General features: G+C 28.2%; 2 protein-coding genes, 1 tRNA gene and 1 other annotated feature. Of the genes, 2 read left to right on the top strand and 1 reads right to left on the bottom strand.

Features of this window, described 5'->3' with window-relative positions; all coding sequences use genetic code 11:
* Nucleotides 1-83, top strand: a sequence feature (5S ribosomal RNA rRNA prediction is too short).
* A gap of 15 nt (nt 84-98) precedes the next feature.
* A tRNA-Lys gene (locus tag BHW04_RS01165) sits at nt 99-174 on the top strand.
* 72 nt (nt 175-246) lie between these two features.
* On the opposite strand, the gene BHW04_RS01160 is transcribed toward BHW04_RS01165, so the two are convergent.
* Nucleotides 247-1,014, bottom strand: coding sequence for a signal peptidase II (locus tag BHW04_RS01160; RefSeq protein ID WP_022211420.1), 768 nt, complete (start codon nt 1,012-1,014; stop codon nt 247-249).
* Between the two features lie 134 nt (nt 1,015-1,148).
* Here BHW04_RS01160 and BHW04_RS01155 point away from each other — a divergent pair, with 134 nt between their 5' ends.
* Nucleotides 1,149-1,958 carry a pyruvate, water dikinase regulatory protein gene (locus tag BHW04_RS01155; protein WP_022211421.1) on the top strand — a complete coding sequence of 270 codons (810 nt, stop codon included), beginning with the start codon at nt 1,149-1,151 and terminating at the stop codon, nt 1,956-1,958.
* Nucleotides 1,959-2,519 lie beyond the last annotated feature (561 nt).

The raw sequence follows: 2,519 nt of genomic DNA, 5'->3' as shown, positions 1-2,519 counted from the left end.
ACACTCCTTCCCATTCCGAACAGGAAAGTTAAGCTCTACAGCGTCGATGGTACTGCACGGGGGACTGTGTGGGAGAGTAGAACGTTGCCAGGTAATATGGTTTACTAGCTCAGTCGGTAGAGCACTTGACTTTTAATCAAGGTGTCCGGGGTTCGATTCCCCGGTAAGCCACCAAAATCACTTCTGAAAAGAAGTGATTTTTTAATAAGAACTCGCTTAGCATTATATAGATAAAAAGAAAAGGCATTAAGCCTTTTCTTTTTTTTGTTTTCTAAATATATCGTTTTTAATAAATACTAAGAACTTTTTGATAGATTTTAAATCATCTTTAAAAGTTGTGTTATTATCATCATTTAAAAAGTCTTCTTTATATATAAGAATTATGAAGAAGAATAATCCTAAATTAATATACAAATCTTTTATATCAGCAATAAATAAATTACTTATGCCAATAAAATCTAAACTTCCACCATAGAATATTTTGTCAATTAGTGAACAAAGGGCTCCGCTTAAAACAAATAGGAAGCTCATATCACTCCAGAAGCTCTTTATATTTCTAGAGCGTGAATAGCGATATAATTCAATAAGTAGAAAAATAAAGATAATGTTTGAACTAATTAATATTGTAAAATTCCCATTAAAATTAAACCTAGCATTAAGCCATGAGCCATGTGTGTTGATAATAGGATTAAAATATAAGAAATTAGGAATTAATTCTACGAAGCTATGGAAGAAATTAAATTTAATGATAAGTTTAATTCCTTGATCAATAATCATAAGGATGAGAAAAATTATAAATAATTCCTTGTTTTTAATTCCACCTGAATATCTTCTTTGAATGCAATATATTATAAATCCAACAAAAGCAAAGAGAAATAATAAAGAAAGATTTAAGCATATATCATATAAAGATTTAATTCTTCCAGTAAATAACTCAAATAAAAAATAAACAAACCACATAAGTGGCAATATGCCTATAATTAATAATTTTTCCTTGTCAAATTTCTTGCGCATATAAACCTCCAAATATAAGTAATATATAAATGATTTTAGCATACATAAAGTAACAAATCATTAGACATAATAATTTATTTGTGAAAAATTGGTATAATAATACATATACCGTAATTAAAGAAAGGGGAGAATTTATGTTAACTATTTATGCAGTGTCAGATTCTATTGGAGAAACAGCAGAGCAGGTGGCACAAGCTGCAGCAAGTCAGTTTGATGATGAAGTAGAAGTAAGGAGAGTACCTTATATTAAGACGTTAGAAGATGTAGAAGAACTTATTAAAGAAATAAGAGAAATAAAAAATGTAATGGTAGTTTCAACAATAATAACAGTCAATGTAAGAGAATATCTAACTGAAAAGGGAGTTGAAAATAATATATGGGTAGTTAATGTTTTAGGGCCTATAATAAATGTTTCTTCTTCTATATTAAATAAACAACCACAATATAATCCAGGTGCAATGTGGAAGACAGATGAGACATACTTTAAAAGAATAGAAGCTATGGAATTTGCTATGCAGTATGATGATAGCAAAGATTATAGAGGGTTGAAGAATGCTGATGTAGTTTTAATAGGGCTTTCTAGAACTTCCAAGACACCACTTTGTATGTATTTAGCTAATAAAGGGATAAAGGCTATTAATATTCCACTAGTACCAGAAGTAGGAGTGCCTGATGAGATTTATGAAATTGATAGAGATAGAATCTTTGCTTTAACTATAGATCCAATGCAACTTATAGAAATAAGAAAAAGAAGATTAGATAAGTTTAAAAGAATACCTACTACAATAGAATATGCAGGAGATGCTAGAATTCTAGATGAGTTTGATTTTGCTGATAGGATAATAAGACGTCTAGGATGCAGGACTATAGATGTTACTCAAAGAGCCATAGAGGATACAGCATTAATAATAATTAAAACTCTTACAAAAGAGAAGAAAATATAAGGGAATAGTGATTTAATTATAAACTGTTGCTTTAAATTAAGAAGAACATTAAGGCAACAGTTTTTTTATTTAGAAATTTATGAATATAATATATGTCTGTATTATGTACTAACCTATTTCTTTTTCAAATAGTATTATTTTTGTATAAATAACTATTTATTGAAGCTAAATAAATAATAGATACAATACTCTTATCCAAGTGTATCACAATGTAATATAATGAGTATAATGGCGAAAGTAGGAGAATATTAATAATAATTATTAATATTAATGATATTCAATGAATTTTTGAAATAATATAGATGTTAAACTAAAACACGTCGATAGGGCAGCAAACAACAGTAAAGTTGCTAAAACGACAAGCATCTTCATCAAATAAAGAAATGTTACAAAAACTTTGAAAAAAAGTGTTGACAAGTAACAAGATTAAATGATAAGATAAAGAAGTCGCTTGAGAGCGACCAAGATAAATGGTCTTTGAAAATTGAACAGAATATAGTTAATATAAAACCAGCAATTCTTTTAAGTCTTATAAAGACTCAAAGTAATTTGAGCAAAACA

Origin of the sequence: Clostridium sp. 29_15 (assembly GCF_001916075.1) — a bacterium.
In the GTDB taxonomy this organism is placed as follows: Bacteria; Bacillota; Clostridia; order Clostridiales; family Clostridiaceae; genus Clostridium; species Clostridium lentum.
The sequence above is the reverse complement of the archived record's forward strand: the minus strand, read 5'-3'. Positions and strand labels throughout refer to the sequence as shown.

Excerpts from the sequence above, each read along its gene's own strand:
- BHW04_RS01155 (WP_022211421.1), top strand. The coding sequence starts at position 1,149 with ATGTTAACTATTTATGCAGTGTCAGATTCTATTGGAGAAACAGCAGAG.
- BHW04_RS01160 (WP_022211420.1), bottom strand. The coding sequence starts at position 1,014 with ATGCGCAAGAAATTTGACAAGGAAAAATTATTAATTATAGGCATATTG.